Source organism: Flavobacterium sp. PL11 (assembly GCF_035985025.1).
Classification (GTDB): Bacteria; Bacteroidota; Bacteroidia; order Flavobacteriales; family Flavobacteriaceae; genus Flavobacterium.
Map to the genome: position 1 here is coordinate 1 of NZ_JAXCIA010000004.1, position 13,567 is coordinate 13,567.

The 13,567-nt window shown below is 33.0% G+C and carries 14 protein-coding genes and 1 tRNA gene; 5 read left to right on the top strand and 10 right to left on the bottom strand.

The window, feature by feature from the left end; translation table 11 throughout:
• Positions 1-253 precede the first annotated feature (253 nt).
• The 6 genes from RCH18_RS03150 to ahcY form a co-directional block, all read right to left on the bottom strand.
• Positions 254-586, bottom strand: a complete 333-nt coding sequence (locus tag RCH18_RS03150; RefSeq protein ID WP_326935316.1) for a DMT family transporter — start codon at positions 584-586, stop codon at positions 254-256.
• Positions 587-699: 113 nt separating this feature from the next.
• Positions 700-900 carry a type II toxin-antitoxin system YoeB family toxin gene (locus RCH18_RS16120; protein ID WP_442788141.1) on the bottom strand — a complete coding sequence of 67 codons (201 nt, stop codon included), beginning with the start codon at positions 898-900 and terminating at the stop codon, positions 700-702.
• A gap of 62 nt (positions 901-962) precedes the next feature.
• Positions 963-1,187 carry a hypothetical protein gene (locus tag RCH18_RS03155; protein WP_326935317.1) on the bottom strand — a complete coding sequence of 75 codons (225 nt, stop codon included), beginning with the start codon at positions 1,185-1,187 and terminating at the stop codon, positions 963-965.
• Between the two features lie 331 nt (positions 1,188-1,518).
• Positions 1,519-1,761, bottom strand: a complete 243-nt coding sequence (locus tag RCH18_RS03160; protein ID WP_326935318.1) for a hypothetical protein — start codon at positions 1,759-1,761, stop codon at positions 1,519-1,521.
• Positions 1,758-2,033: a hypothetical protein gene (locus RCH18_RS03165; protein ID WP_326935319.1), complete on the bottom strand. Its 276-nt coding sequence runs from the start codon at positions 2,031-2,033 to the stop codon at positions 1,758-1,760. Before RCH18_RS03165 ends, RCH18_RS03160 begins: the two co-directional genes overlap by 4 nt.
• 313 nt (positions 2,034-2,346) lie before the next feature.
• Positions 2,347-3,663 (bottom strand): adenosylhomocysteinase, encoded by a 1,317-nt coding sequence (ahcY, locus tag RCH18_RS03170; RefSeq protein WP_326935320.1) that lies wholly within the window; start codon positions 3,661-3,663, stop codon positions 2,347-2,349.
• 276 nt (positions 3,664-3,939) lie between these two features.
• Here ahcY and RCH18_RS03175 point away from each other — a divergent pair, with 276 nt between their 5' ends.
• Together RCH18_RS03175 and RCH18_RS03180 are read left to right on the top strand one after the other, a co-directional pair.
• Positions 3,940-4,587: a 4'-phosphopantetheinyl transferase family protein gene (locus RCH18_RS03175; RefSeq protein ID WP_326935321.1), complete on the top strand. Its 648-nt coding sequence runs from the start codon at positions 3,940-3,942 to the stop codon at positions 4,585-4,587.
• 190 nt (positions 4,588-4,777) lie between these two features.
• The gene (locus RCH18_RS03180) at positions 4,778-6,148 is read left to right on the top strand and encodes a saccharopine dehydrogenase family protein (RefSeq protein ID WP_326935322.1); all 1,371 of its coding nucleotides are present in this window, start codon (positions 4,778-4,780) and stop codon (positions 6,146-6,148) included.
• A 63-nt stretch (positions 6,149-6,211) separates the two neighbouring features.
• Here RCH18_RS03180 and RCH18_RS03185 read toward each other — a convergent pair whose 3' ends face one another.
• From RCH18_RS03185 to RCH18_RS03195, 3 genes are read right to left on the bottom strand one after another with little or no spacing between them, the layout of a single operon-like run.
• Positions 6,212-7,678 (bottom strand): M56 family metallopeptidase, encoded by a 1,467-nt coding sequence (locus RCH18_RS03185; protein WP_326935323.1) that lies wholly within the window; start codon positions 7,676-7,678, stop codon positions 6,212-6,214.
• The gene (locus RCH18_RS03190; protein ID WP_326935324.1) at positions 7,675-8,049 is read right to left on the bottom strand and encodes a BlaI/MecI/CopY family transcriptional regulator; all 375 of its coding nucleotides are present in this window, start codon (positions 8,047-8,049) and stop codon (positions 7,675-7,677) included. The genes RCH18_RS03185 and RCH18_RS03190 overlap by 4 nt, the downstream gene beginning before the upstream one ends.
• Positions 8,050-8,051: 2 nt before the next feature.
• Positions 8,052-8,480, bottom strand: coding sequence for a hypothetical protein (locus RCH18_RS03195; protein ID WP_326935325.1), 429 nt, complete (start codon positions 8,478-8,480; stop codon positions 8,052-8,054).
• Positions 8,481-9,098: 618 nt separating this feature from the next.
• Between RCH18_RS03195 and RCH18_RS03200 the strand changes: the two genes are divergently transcribed.
• Positions 9,099-9,671, top strand: a complete 573-nt coding sequence (locus tag RCH18_RS03200; protein ID WP_326935326.1) for a hypothetical protein — start codon at positions 9,099-9,101, stop codon at positions 9,669-9,671.
• A gap of 404 nt (positions 9,672-10,075) precedes the next feature.
• Here RCH18_RS03200 and RCH18_RS03205 read toward each other — a convergent pair whose 3' ends face one another.
• The gene (locus RCH18_RS03205) at positions 10,076-11,464 is read right to left on the bottom strand and encodes a dipeptidase (protein WP_326935327.1); all 1,389 of its coding nucleotides are present in this window, start codon (positions 11,462-11,464) and stop codon (positions 10,076-10,078) included.
• A 153-nt stretch (positions 11,465-11,617) separates the two neighbouring features.
• Here RCH18_RS03205 and RCH18_RS03210 point away from each other — a divergent pair.
• A tRNA-Leu gene (locus tag RCH18_RS03210) sits at positions 11,618-11,699 on the top strand.
• 320 nt (positions 11,700-12,019) lie between these two features.
• Positions 12,020-13,567: a type I restriction-modification system subunit M gene (locus RCH18_RS03215; RefSeq protein ID WP_326935328.1), complete on the top strand. Its 1,548-nt coding sequence runs from the start codon at positions 12,020-12,022 to the stop codon at positions 13,565-13,567.

Sequence of the window (13,567 nt, forward strand, 5' to 3'; positions counted from 1 at the left end):
GGGAAAAGAATTTATTTTCTTTTCTCTCTTTCTGTAAAAATTTAATATACTTGCAACTCTTTTCTCAAAAGTTGCATTTATAAGTTGAATTCAAGAAATTTAATCAACCATATGTTGCATGAGGGATAGCAGCGGCATCCTTTTGTGAAGCTTAAGCGGAACAAAAGATACAGCGCATAGCCCGACCTGAAGGGACATGCCTAAAAGAACCCTCAATAAATATGAAGGAAATCCAGTGTCTAAACTTACTCAATTAATATCCTGTAGTTTTTGAAAAAACATTAATTACGGTAACGCCAATTAAAATTAACGATAATCCGATAATTGCGGGTAAATCTGGAATTTGTTTAAAAAAAATAGCACCAATTATAGTAATTAAAACAATTCCAACTCCAGACCATATTGCATAAGCAATTCCAATTGGAATGGTTCTTATAGCAAAACTCAAAAAGTAAAATGCACCACAATAACCTACAATTGTAATGAGGCTTGGAATCAATTTAGTGAATTCTTCCGATTTTTTTAATGCTGAGGTTGCAATAATCTCGCAGATGATAGCAATACCTAAAAATAAAAAGTTTTTCATATTTCCTGTTTTTTACAAATTTAGGATTTGTTTTGGTATTGCTGATAAAGAAAAACCCTCATATCACTACAAAGGTTCTTAAAATATTAACGTTGTGTTCTAGAATTCAAAGTTTATTTATCATTGTAATGACCCAAGGCAGAAATATTAATTACGACAACTTCTTGGTCAATAATTTCATATCTTAAATGGTCTTTTTTGTTGATTTGTCTCGACCAGACGTTAGTGTCTTTGTATTTAAGTTTTTCAGGCTTACCAATTCCAGTGGTTGGATGAGTTTCTAATTTTAAATGTATTTTTTCGATTTTTGAAATAACTGTTTTCGTACCAGATTATTTTATTTTCGATAAATCAGCAAGTGCTTCTTTACTTATTTCTATTGAATATCTGCCCATATATTTTTGGTATCTACTTTGGTGTAGTTTTCTTCTCTATAAGCAGGTTCTTGAAAATGATCATGATGCTTTTCAAGTCTTTTAATTATCTGAGCATTTGTGATTTCATTGTTTTGCTCAATTACTTCCACATCAAAATCTTTCAAAATTTTTTTGATAATGGCAATTTGAGAAATATCTTTTATGTTAACAGTAAGTGTAGTCATTTTGATGCGTAATAAAGTTACATAGATATAAAATAGTAAAGTTTAGATTTTATAAATTGATTGCTAAAACAAACCTTGCTGATTTGATAGAGAAAATTTTGGCTTTGCTTGAAACTTTTTCATCTTAATTTTTCATTTTTAACTCTCACCAAATCATACACTTTAATTCCATAGGCTATTGCATAATCTGAGAGCTGTGAGTCTGATGTAATAAGGAGTTTGCATGATTTTGCTTGCTCAAGAACCAACGAGTCGGTAAGTCCAATTTCTAAAAAGCTTTCACATTCACTACCCGTTTTTGAATCTAAATAGTTTTCCGAGGTAATTTTAATTATTTCACGTATTCTTTGAATGTAGGCATATTTATAGTTGCAACAAAAGTATTTAATAGATTGTCAACTTCAGTCCAAATATTTGGTAAAACAAGTATTTCTTCAAGGTCTCCAATAACATTTAACAACTCATAAAAATCATCTTCATCATATATAGACGTAGCTTTATGAGTTTCAAATAATTTTGGATCAATAAATCCAATCAACAGAACTATTAAAGCATTAGAGTCAACCAGAATCATGCTTTGTTATCATGCATAAAAAAACTAACCAATTGATTTTCTTCATTAATTTCTAATTTTTTATATATTCTTAGAAATTGAAATTCAGAGGCTAATGCGGCAAAAACTTTAGATGGTTTATTAGTGTTTTCTACTAAATAGGACACAACAATTTCCCATATTTTTTTGTCTTTTAAAAAAACAGCTTGCTCAAGTTTGAAATCAGGGTTTGGAACAGCCGATAAATCTGCTAATTCAGATTCTGCAATTTTTAAAATATCTTTAAGTTTCATGTTATGTAAATTGTTAAAATTGTTTTCAATGTAAAAATAAGCAACTTATTTCATTGATGAGGGATAAACAGGTATTTTTCAAGCGTGAGGGATAGCAGCGGCATCCTTTTGTGTAATCCCGATAACAATCGGGACTACACAAAAGATACAGCCAATAGGTATTATCTTGAGTTCCTAACTTATTTCAATAGATAAAAGTTGTGCAGCGAGGTCACGCCCAAAAACAAAAAACCCTTTCACTATCGGAAGTGAAAGGGTTTGTCTATTTAAAATTTTAGCTAATCACTATTTACTAATGACTATTCACTGAAATCTAATATCTGTAGTATTCTGGCTTGAACGGTCCTGAAACTTCTACACCAATGTAAGCTGCTTGATCGTCACGCAAAGTTTCTAATTCAACGCCTAATTTAGCTAAGTGTAAGAAAGCTACTTTTTCATCTAAATGTTTAGGTAACATATACACATCATTATTGTATGCTGCGCTGTTTTTCCACAATTCGATTTGAGCAAGAGTCTGGTTTGTAAATGAGTTACTCATTACAAAACTTGGGTGACCTGTAGCACAACCTAAGTTTACTAAACGACCTTCAGCAAGAATCAAGATGTCTTTTCCTGCAATAGTATATTTATCAACTTGAGGTTTAATCTCTACTTTAGAAGCACCGTGATTAGTATTTAACCATGACATATCAATTTCGTTGTCAAAGTGTCCAATATTACAAACGATCGTTTTATCTTTCATTTGCTCAAAGTGAGAACCAAGAACGATATCTTTATTTCCAGTTGATGTAATTATAATATCAGCATTACCAACGACTGAGTTTAATTTTTTAACCTCAAAACCATCCATTGCAGCTTGTAGCGCACAGATAGGATCAATTTCAGTAACCGTAACAATAGATCCCGCACCTCTAAAAGAAGCTGCAGTTCCTTTTCCTACGTCGCCATATCCACAAACAACCACTCTTTTACCAGCAAGCATAATATCTGTTGCACGACGAACTGCATCAACAGCACTTTCTTTACAACCGTATTTGTTGTCAAATTTCGATTTAGTAACCGAGTCATTTACATTAATTGCAGGCATTGGTAATGTTCCCGCTTTTACTCTTTCATAAAGTCTATGAACTCCAGTTGTAGTTTCTTCAGATAAACCTTTGATACCACTAATTAATTCTGGGTAACGATCAATAACCATATTAGTCAAATCTCCACCATCATCAAGAATCATGTTCAATGGTTTTCTGTCTTCACCAAAGAACAATGTTTGCTCAATACACCAGTCAAAATCCTCTTCATTCAGTCCCTTCCAAGCGTAAACCTGAATTCCAGCAGCAGCGATTGCAGCAGCAGCTTGATCTTGAGTAGAAAAAATATTACAAGATGACCAAGTAACCTCAGCACCAAGAGCAATTAATGTTTCAATTAGAACGGCAGTTTGGATTGTCATGTGCAAACATCCTGCAATACGAGAACCTGCAAGGGGTTGTTCATCTTTATATTCAGCACGAAGTGCCATTAAACCTGGCATTTCAGCTTCAGCTAATTCAATTTCTTTTCTTCCCCAAGCCGCTAGAGAGATGTCTTTTACTTTGAAAGCCACAAAAGGCATAGTTGTAGTACTCATTTATAGTATATTTGTATTGTAAATTTTTTGCAAAATTACGTAATAAACTTAGGATTTTAAAAGGATTTCTAAATATTTATGAATTGTTTAATTCTGTAAAGTTTTAGAAATCAGTAAAATAATTTTATTTAACTGATAATTTTTAATTTAAGGAGCCATTTCCCGCTTTCCACTATATATTTTATAAAGTTTCCAGCCCTCTGAAGACTGGAAGTTTTATAAAAAGATGCCTCCCGAAGATTTGGGACAATCAGGACAAGGGATCACGATACTAATATGCCATTATTTAAGACAATACCCTTTAGTGCCACCACAAAAATTCTAGTTTGGAAGATTTCTGAATCTTATGAAGAGTTATTTGGAACCATTTCTCTAAACGAAAAAAACAGCATCCGACTTGCATCAATGAAATCCCAAGTACACCAACGTGCTTTTTTGAGTGTTCGCAAATTATTACAACTAGCTGGTTATTCTGATTTTGATTTGTATTACGATGATCTTGGAAAGCCACACTTAAAGGATGGAAAATTTATTTCGATCACCCATTCTCATGATTTTTCAGCAATTATAATTAGCAGTGAAATCGTAGGAATTGATATTGAATTGCAAAGAGATAAAATAATTAAAATTGCCAATAAATTTTGCAATGCTGAATTTCAGTATTTAAATCCGAGTGAGCAACAGGAATTCATTAGAAAACTAACAATCATCTGGGGCGCTAAAGAAGCTATTTTCAAAATTAGAAATGAAAAAGGGATTAGTTTTAAAAATCATATCATAGTCAGATCCTTCGACTTAAAAAGTAAAGAAACTATTGCCGAATTGCATTTTGATAATCTAATAAAGGAATTTAAAATTTATTTTGAAGAATTCCAAGGATTTGGTCTGGTTTACGCATTTTCAGCCGCTACAAGAAATATTTAAATTAAAATAGTCATAGCTTTTATGACTATTGTCCAAAAAAAGTAAGTAAATATTTTTCATTAGAGATATAGATTTCAATCAAGCTCTTTCAGGTTTAATTTATAAAATAGCTCAAGCTTTTAAAATCTTTAGCAGACTGATGTGTTATAAATACAACATTTTTGTATGTTTGTGTTATAAATATCAAAAAATGAGAACAATCCTTATCGTTGGAGCAGGAAGATCAGCATCATCGTTGATTCAATATCTTTTAAATAAATCAAAAGAAGAGAACTTGCATCTTGTTATTGGTGATTTGTCATTGGCCTTAGCCCAAAAAAAAACGAACAATCATTCTAACGCAACGGCTATTGCGATTGATATTTTTGATAAAAATCAGCGACAAGATGCCATCCAAAAAGCAGATATTGTGGTTTCAATGTTGCCCGCTCACTTACATATTGATGTGGCAAGGGATTGTTTAGTTTTTAAAAAGAATTTAGTCACCGCTTCTTATATTAGCGATGAAATGCAGGAGTTAGACGTAGCTGCAAAAGAAAATAATCTTATATTCATGAATGAGATAGGACTTGACCCTGGACTTGATCACATGAGCGCAATGAAAGTGATCAATGCGATTAAAGAAAAAGGTGGTAAAATGATATTGTTTGAGTCATTTTGTGGCGGACTCGTAGCCCCAGAATCAGATACTAATCTTTGGAATTATAAATTTACTTGGGCACCTCGCAACGTGGTTCTTGCGGGTCAAGGTGGTGCGGCAAAGTTTATCCAAGAGGGAACCTATAAATACATTCCATATTGTAATTTATTTCGCAGGACTGAGTTCCTAGATGTGGAAGGTTACGGACGATTTGAGGGTTACTCGAATAGAGATTCATTGAAATATCGTTCTGTCTATGGACTGGATGATGTGCTCACTTTATATAGAGGTACAATCAGGAAAGTGGGTTTTTCTAAGGCGTGGAATATGTTTGTACAGCTTGGTATGACTGATGATAGTTATGTGATGGAAAATTCAGAAACGATGAGTTACAGAAATTTTGTTAACTCCTTTTTGCCTTACCATCCTACAGATAGTGTTGAAATCAAAACACGCTTGATTTTAAAAATCGATCAGGATGATATTATGTGGGACAAACTTTTAGAACTAGACCTTTTCAATCGCGATAAAATTGTGGGTTTAAAGAATGCGACGCCTGCGCAAATGCTGGAAAAAATATTAAGTGATAGTTGGACCTTACAACCAGAAGACAAAGATATGATTGTGATGTATCATAAATTTGGTTATGAAATAAATGGAGAAAAAAAACAAATTGATTCAAAAATGGTTTGTATTGGCGAGGATCAAACCTATACTGCTATGGCCAAAACCGTAGGTTTACCAGTGGCAATGGCAACTTTATTGATATTAAATGGTAAAATAAAAACAGCTGGTGTTCAAAGACCTATTCTTAAAGAAATTTATGTACCCATTTTAAAAGAGTTAGAACAATATGGAGTCGTTTTTAAGGAGCAAACGATGTCCTATTTAGGATATAATCCAGATAAAAGTAGTAGTTAGAATTTTCTTAGTTATTGTAGTTTTTTTTAAAATCCGCTTCTTTTTCGAAGCGGATTTTTTTTTCTAGTTACTAGACTGTACTGTGATTGGTAAACTATACATAACTCGTACGGGTTCGTTATTTACTTTTCCTGGGATCCATTTTGGACTTAATTTAATTACTCTAATCGCTTCTTCTCCCGTCCCGTATCCAATGTCTCTAATAGACCTTACGTTAGTTATGCTGCCGTCTTTTTCTATTATAAAGGTGATGTAAATTTTTCCTTTAAGATTTTTAGGATTTTCGGGAGCTTTAAAATTTAGACCTACAAACTTGTAAAACTCCTCTATACCATTTGGAAAGTCAGGTCTTTCACTAATTTCACTCGTGTTGTAAATTTCACCGTCAGCTTTTTTTATTTTTTTATTTTCTGGACTAAAAACATCTACTTCAATTATGGCAGCAGCTCCTTTTTGTAATTCAGCTATAAGTTCTTCGTTTGTTGGTAAACGCTTATTTTTTGATATGATTGAAGGTACCGCTCTCTGTTCAAGCACCGTTAATTCGTCATATTTTTTATCTTTTACAATCTTTCCACTTTCATCTTTTATTTTAAAAGTAGTTTTCTCGTAATATTTATTAAATATTCCTTCTGATTTTTTAGCGGTGCTTGCTTGCTTTTTAGTCGTTTCTTGCGCTACAACTTTAGTACAAATTGTAAATACTAAAGCTATTAAAACAGGAACTAATAATCCCTTTTTTAATATTGCGCTTGCCGTTGAGGTGGTTTTTGTCATCATAATTAATCTTTTTTTAGTTACTGAATAGTTTAAATTACTGGCCAAGCAATAAGTTGGGTTTGCATTCGCTTTTGAGAGTAACAAATTTTGGTAAAACGAAACATTGTTATATGATTGTACGACTTTCTCGTCAGCAAGAAATTCGTGGTTGAGTTGAATGGCGCTTTTATAAAAAATGAAGATAGGGTTAAACCAAAAAATAACTTTTAAAGTTTCAATAAATAATATATCCAATGTATGTTTTTGCGTTACATGAATTAATTCATGCGTGTACAATTCATCTTCTATCTCTCTGTTCTTATAAGCAGTTTCGTAAACAAAAATATTATTTAGAAAGGTGTAGGGAAGTGTTTTTTCTCCGATCAATGCCAGCTGTGCACTCTTATGTTTAATAGTTACCGCAGATTTTGCTTTTAAATGTAATTTGAATATGTTTCTAATAAATCGAAATAATAAAATAGAAGTAACAAATCCGTAAATATTATACAGCGCAATTAGCCAGTAATTTGTAGATTCTGTAATACTGGTAGCAATTCCATTTTCATTAACAAATAGATTTTGCAAAGATGCTTTTGTTGTAATTTCTTGAATTATTTCTATGGTTAGAAATGGAATTGATAATGAAAAAACTACGGCAAATAAAAGGTAAAATCGATTAAATTGATGGATTTTTTCGTTTTCTAGTACTAAATGATAAACAACAAGTAGCACAATTAATGAAACGGTTGATTTAATTAAAAAGTCTATCATTTTTTCTTGTTTTGAATGGCACGATCTACTATTTTTTTGAGCTCTTGTAATTCTTTTTCTGACAGATTCGTTTCTGTAGTAAAGAAGGAAGCAAACTGCGAAGCGGAATCGTTAAAGAAATTCTTTATTAATCCGTTGACGTGTTTAGAGAAATAAACTGTTTTTAAAACCAGTGGATAATATTCTCTTGAGTTCCCATATTCAGTGTAAGCGACATAATCCTTATCAATCATTCTTTTAAGCAAGGTGGCAACTGTCGTTGTTTTGGGTTTTGGCTCTGGATATGCCTGTAGTAAATCTTTCATAAAAGCTTTCTCAAGTTTCCAGAGATGTTCCATCAATTGTTCTTCGGCGTTCGTGAGTTGTTGCATTGTTATTTTTTTAGTTTGGTTTCAGAAACAAGTTTGCCTTTGTCATAAAATCGTTTCATTATTAATTTCCCTTTTTCATTATAAAAATTCCAGTTACCGTTGTAATACCAGTGATCATATTTCGCACTACTATCGAAAACTGTTTTTCCTTTCGCTTGAATCTTGCCGTTTTCAAAATAAATTCGAGTGTAGCACTGATTGCCTTTGTAATTTTCTTTTTTTATTAATTTAGAATCTTTGTAGTGCCTCCATTTTTTTACGGGATCATCATTTATATAGTGTCCAAAAGATTTATAAATGGAACTATCTTGAGTATATTTTTCTATCCAATAACCTTCTCTTTTCTTATTTATTTTTTGATTTGGCACACTAGTTTTACAAGCAGTTACACTCAAAATCATCAAACTTAAAACAATCAAAACTTTTCTCATTAAGACTTTTGTTCTACAAATTATAACATTGCTCTACAAATGTAGAGATATTTTATTGATTTGCAAATTTATTTTAAGATAATTGATAATGAATTTTTTAACTCAAAACAAATTGTATTAAAATTTATAGGTGTAGTATCTAATACATATTATCGTGCAGTGCTTTTTATATAAAGTTGTTTTAAATTAGATTTTTAGCGATAAGAATAATTATTTATTAGAAATTCAGGATCAAAAAAACCAGAGTATTAACATAATCTAATTTATTATTAAGTATTAATTGCTGTCAAGCTGAATAAAGCACAAGGGACAAAAGTTAGTGGTTAGAAAGCATTTACCACGATAAAAAACGATATTAAATATTTTAGGTTACAAAAGAAAATATAAAGTTATAAGTCGGGAATTATTCTTTTTTAAAGAAATTAAAAGAAAATTATTTTGTTTTAGTATCGAAAAAAACATAGAAACAGAGACCGTTATGAATGTTCATTTCTTAATAATGACACTGTTTTTTATGACAGAATTAAAACTTTCATTTATTAAAAAACAATGATTGATGGTTAGTACGTAAATAACTTGAATTGAACTAAATTTGCTCGAATAATAATTAAAAACATCATGAACACTAAAATATTATTAATTGTATTTGCATTCTTTGGTTTCCAGTTGGCAATTGCACAAGAGACCAAAACGGTTGTTATTGATTCCATGAGTGTGGTTTCTGTTGATTTGGTACAGCAGAAAATGCTTAATAAACAAGCCAATAAAGAGAAAGATGCGGCTGCAAAAGCATTGAAAGATGCTGAAAAAGATCGAAAAAAAGCGCAAAAAGAATTAGACAAGGCAGAAAAAAGCCGCGAGAGAGCAGAAAAAGAAAGAGCCAAAGCAGAAAAAGTGCGGGATAAAGCCCAAAAAGAAAAAGAAAAAGCGGTTAGAAAAATAGAAAAAGAGCAGAAAAAAATCGCGAAAGCAGACAAATCAGTCGAAAAATTAAATAGTAAAATTGGCAAAGCTGAGAAAGACTATACTAAAATGCAAGCCAAATTAGACAAGTCCGTTGCAAAAGGGAAACTTTCAGAGGTCGACATTCAAAAAGGGAATATCAAAATTTCTAAGAAGCAACTTCAAATAAAAGAGTTAGAAGCTGATCTAATTAAAGCAAAAGAGAAGTTAGAAAAACTTCAAAAGTAATATACTAATCCTCAGCTTCGGTTGGGGATTTTTTTTGGATTTTTCGCAAATCAAAAACTGTTTTATAATTATAAAATTTTATTGAATCTAAAGCACCCGCGTAAGGCTTGCAGTGGAAATCCTTTGTATGCGTAGGAACGGAGCATAAAAAGATTACTTCATTATAATTTTATTTTAATTTTGGTATTCAGTGTATTTCATTTTCAGCGGAAAACCTGACCTTGTTACTAGCAGAATCGTGAGTTTTGCTGGAAAGTGCTGCAACAAGGGAACGCCCAATTAAAAAATCCGATTATTATAGAAGTGCGTTTTCCTGAAAAGTATTGCAACAAGGGAACGCCCAAATAAAAAATCCGTTTATTCAATTAAGAACAAACGGACTTTTAATACATATTTGATAATTTCTATTTACTCAATTCCACAAAATATTTATAAAACAACGGAATGGTTTCGATTCCTTTTAGGTAATTGAATATCCCAAAATGCTCGTTTGGCGAGTGAATAGCGTCACTGTCTAAGCCAAATCCCATTAAGATTGTTTTGCTTTTTAGTTCTTTCTCGAACAACGCCACAATAGGAATACTGCCGCCAGAACGCACTGGAATTGCCGGCACGCCAAAGGTTTCTGTATAAGCCATATTAGCCGCTTTATAACCAATACTGTCAATAGGAGTTACGTATCCTTGCCCGCCGTGATGCGGTTTTACTTTTACGGTAACGCCAGCAGGAGCGAGGCTGGTGAAATGTTTTGTGAACAGTTCAGTGATGTGTTCCCATTCTTGATTGGGTACTAAACGCATTGATATTTTGGCAAAAGCTTTGCTAGCGATAACTGTTTTTGCACCTTCGCCAGTGTAACCACCCCAAATTCCGTTTACATCAAGCGTAGGACGAATAGAGTTTCGCTCATTAGTCACATAGCCTTTTTCGCCATAAATGTCATTTAGGTCAAGTGCTTTTTTATAATTTTCTAAGTTGAAAGGCGCTTTGGCCATTTCAGCTCTTTCTTCTAGCGATAAATCTTCGACATTATCATAGAACCCTGGAATGGTAATGTGATTGTTTTCATCATGCAGTGACGCAATCATTTTGGCCAAAATATTGATTGGATTCGCAACTGCACCACCGTATAAACCCGAGTGTAAATCACGGTTTGGCCCAGTAACTTCTACTTCTACATAACTTAGTCCACGAAGACCTGTTGTGATAGACGGCTGCTGATTAGAGATCATTCCGGTATCTGAAATTAAAATCACATCATTTTTAAGCTTCTCCACATTGTTTTCAACGAAAGTTTTCAGGTTTACACTTCCTACTTCTTCTTCACCTTCAATCATAAACTTCACATTACACGGCAAAGTATTGCTTTGAATCATATACTCAAAAGCTTTTATGTGCATATACATTTGGCCTTTATCATCGCAGGCACCACGAGCAAAAATCGCTCCTTCAGGATGAATTTCGGTTTTTTTAATTACGGGTTCGAATGGAGGAGAAGTCCAAAGTTCGATAGGATCTGGTGGTTGAACGTCATAATGACCGTACACAAGAACTGTGGGTAAACTTGGATCTATTATTTTTTCACCGTACACAATAGGATAACCTGCGGTCTCGCAAATTTCGACATGGTCGCATCCTGCTTTTTCTAAACTTGCTTTTACGGCATCGGCGGTGTCGATAACATCTTGGCAATACGCTGTGTCGGCGCTTACAGATGGGATTTTTAATAATTCAATTAATTCGTTTATAAAACGATCTTTATGTTGTTGAACGTACGATTTTATAGTATCCATTGGTTTTTTTTTATAATTTCAAAAGTACAAAAAAGAGAATGAATATTTTTATAAAAATTTCTTTGTAGAGTCGAACTTATGTTTATCTTTGCACCCACAAACACTAGTTCAATGAACACCGCTTTTTCAATAAGAGCACAGTGAATTAATTGAGCGGATATGGTGAAATTGGTAGACATGCCAGACTTAGGATCTGGTGCCGCAAGGCGTGTAGGTTCGAGTCCTATTATCCGCACTAAAACCCTAACTATCATATAGTTAGGGTTTTTTGTTTTAAGAATTGCCCAACCGTTGCCCAACCGGTTGAGAAAAGGGATGAAACGTAGAATAATTTAACCGCTATTTCTCAAAAGAAAGGGGCTTCTTAATTGGTTCGCCTTTTGTGTTTTATTTGAAAAAAAATAATATCTCAAACTCATATCTTTTTTTTTTACTCATTTCCTCCTTTCATCTTAGGTTTACGGTTATACTCATTTTCTTACCAGACCTTTTTTGTATGTTTGTTTAAATTAGAGACCATTAAAATTAACCCAATAGAATTACACAAATAAAATAATGACAAGCACAGCACAAAGAGCAGAATTACAAGCAAAAATATGGAGAATAGCCAACGAAGTACGCGGCTCAGTAGATGGATGGGATTTCAAACATTTTGTTTTAGGAGCACTTTTCTACCGATTTATAAGTGAAAATTTTACAAAATATATTGAGGGTGGTGATGAAAGTGTAGATTACGCCAATTTTGCAGATGATCAAATAGCAGCAGAAATAAAAGACGATGCGATAAAAACAAAAGGGTATTTTATCTATCCTAGTCAACTTTTTGCAAATGTCACTAAAACGGCTAATACCAATCCAAACCTGAACACCGATTTAAAAACTATTTTTAATGCTATTGAAAGTTCAGCGAATGGCTATCCATCAGAACAAGATATAAAAGGATTGTTTGCCGATTTTGACACTACAAGTTCACGATTAGGAAATACAGTTGAAAACAAAAATAGCCGTTTAGCAGCAGTGATAAAAGGCGTAGAAGAACTAAATTTCGGAAATTTTGAAGACAACGAAATTGACCTTTTTGGGGATGCCTATGAATTTTTAATCTCCAATTACGCAGCTAATGCTGGTAAATCAGGAGGTGAATTTTTTACACCACAACATGTATCGAAATTGATTGCACAGTTGGCAATGCACAAGCAAACCACTGTAAATAAAATTTATGACCCTGCAGCAGGTTCTGGTTCTTTACTCCTACAAGCCAAAAAACATTTTGATAATCACATTATCGAAGATGGTTTTTATGGCCAAGAAATAAACCACACCACCTATAACTTGGCGCGTATGAACATGTTTTTACACAACATCAATTACGATAAGTTTCATATTGTACTGGGAGACACGCTAAAAGACCCGCAATTAGGCGATGAAAAACCCTTTGATGCAATTGTATCCAATCCTCCCTATTCGGTAAAATGGATTGGAGATGAAGACCCAACATTAATCAACGACGACCGTTTTGCTCCTGCTGGGGTATTAGCACCAAAATCAAAAGCAGATTTTGCCTTTGTGCTTCATGCATTGCATTATCTATCTCCAAAAGGAAGAGCTGCATTGGTTTGTTTTCCCGGTATTTTTTACCGTGGTGGTGCCGAACAAAAAATTAGAAAATACTTAATAGATAATAACTTTGTAGAAACCATTATATCCGTAGCTCCCAATTTGTTTTATGGAACTACTATAGCGGTTACACTTTTGGTACTTTCTAAACATAAGACAGATACTACCACGCAATTTATCGATGCCAGCGGCGAAGATTTCTTCAAAAAGGTAACCAACAACAATATGATGAGTGATGTACATATTGAAAAAATAATGGACTTATTTGATCGTAAAGAAGATGTGCCTCATGTTGCCATTTCTATCGACAATGCAAAGATTGGGGAAAACGATTACAACCTATCGGTGAGTTCTTATATAGAAGCAAAAGACAATCGTGAAAAGATTGACATTACCGAATTGAATAAGGAAGTTGCCAAAACAGTAAAAAAAATTGATAAGCTGCGTGTGGATATTGATGCCATTATAAACGAAATAGAAAGCTAA